Annotated in this window: 1 protein-coding gene; it reads left to right on the top strand. The window is 59.4% G+C overall.

From position 1 onward, the window contains the following. Positions 1-1,427, top strand: a 1,427-nt coding sequence (locus tag ACX4ZE_RS22695) for a recombinase family protein (protein WP_480275495.1), incomplete at its 5' end; no start/stop codon positions are given. Positions 1,428-1,741: the final 314 nt, after the last annotated feature.

The raw sequence follows: 1,741 nt of genomic DNA, 5'->3' as shown, positions 1-1,741 counted from the left end.
AGAAAGAGATCATTCAGCAGTGGGCCGACGCCAACGGCCACACGATCGCCGGATGGGCCGAGGACATCGATGTTTCAGGGTCAGTGGACCCATTCGATACCGCACAGCTGGAGGAGTGGTTGAACGAGCGCCCCCACGAGTGGGACGTCTTGGCCGCATGGAAGCTGGACCGGCTAGGACGTAACGCGATCCAGTTGAACAAGCTGTTCGGCTGGTGCGTGGAGCACGACAAGAGCTTGGTCTCCTGCTCCGAGTCGATCGACTTGAGCACCTGGGCTGGAAGGATGCTCGCCAGCGTTATCGCTGGTCTAGCAGAAGGCGAGTTGGAGGCTATCCGTGAGCGATCCCGGGGATCTCGGAGGAAGCTCCGCAGCGTGGCCCGCTGGCCTGGAGGCAAACCCGCCCTGGGCTACACGGCCGTAAAGCGGACCGACGGATCAGGGTGGGGGTTGGTAATCGACCCAGTCGGCTCCGTCCTGGTCCGCCGAATCGTAGATGAGGTTCTGGATGGGAAGTCGTACACCCAGATTGCCGCAGACCTCAATGCCGAGGGGATCGTGACCCCTGCTGAGTACTACCGGGCCTTGAAAGCTGATGCTCCGACATTGATTCGGGCGGAGCTGCCGTCCGGGGCTGTCGTGGCGTCGAAGACCGGGAAAGACCGGCGATGGACACAGACACCGATTCGAAACATGTTGCGAAACCATGCGCTTCGCGGATACATCCACCACAACGGCGAACTTGTTCGAGACGACCATGGGATGCCGATTCAGCTCGCGGCGCCGCTTGTGACTCTGGATGAGTGGGAGCTGGTCCAGGCGACGTTGAACCGCCGTCGTGACGAGAGGCGCGCCCGCCGACAAAGCAAGCTGAGCCCACTGGGTGGGGTCAACACGTGCCTACGATGCGGTTTCACCCTTCACCACACACGAAAGGTCGCCCGAAGCACCGAGTATCGCTACTACCGATGTGAGAACAAGGACATCAGCGATGTCAGGGCCGATTTCGTCGAGAATTTGGTTGAGGAGTTCGTACTCGAGGAGATAGGCGATGTCGAGATCCTGGAGCGCGTATGGGTTCCAGGCGATTCCAAGGAGACGGAACTGCGGGAGGCCGTATCGGCCATGGACGAGCTGACGAGGATGCTCGGCCGCGTTGCCGCTACCGCGACAAAGGAACGGATATACAGCCAGATCAGCGCGCTGGACACACGAATTGTTGAGCTGGAATCAGCGCCCTCGCGTGAGTCGAGATGGGAGTACAAGCCGACCGGGAGCACGTACAACTCTGTGTGGGAGGCATCTGGCGTCGATGGGCGGCGTGAGTTGTTGAAACAGTCGGGGATAACTGAGGGTTATTCACGGCGGAAACCAGTGGTATTGTACATGTGCGGCGGCCTTGCTCGTATGAAAGTTGTTGTGTGGTAACACAATTCTCTACACGAGCGGGCCGCCGCCCGCATCCGGAGACGCTGACTCCCATCACGAAAAGATCCCGATCACGCCCCGTGAATAACCCTCAAAGCATCCCACGCGGAATCTTGGTACGCAGGGTTCTCGAGGATGAGACCACAGATCGATATGAGAATATCGTTTGCGGCATCGACGTCGAATCCTAAATTCTGTTCGGTCACGGCTGCATTGCTCCCTTGATTAGCTGTTGTGGGTCATGACGTTGGTGACGCCCGAACGGGGGTGAGATGAGGGGACGGGTCTTCCGGCGGCAGGATGAGAAACGACCA

This window comes from Nocardia sp. TBRC8007 (assembly GCF_056629435.1).
This window is presented reverse-complemented; position numbering and strand designations above follow the sequence as displayed.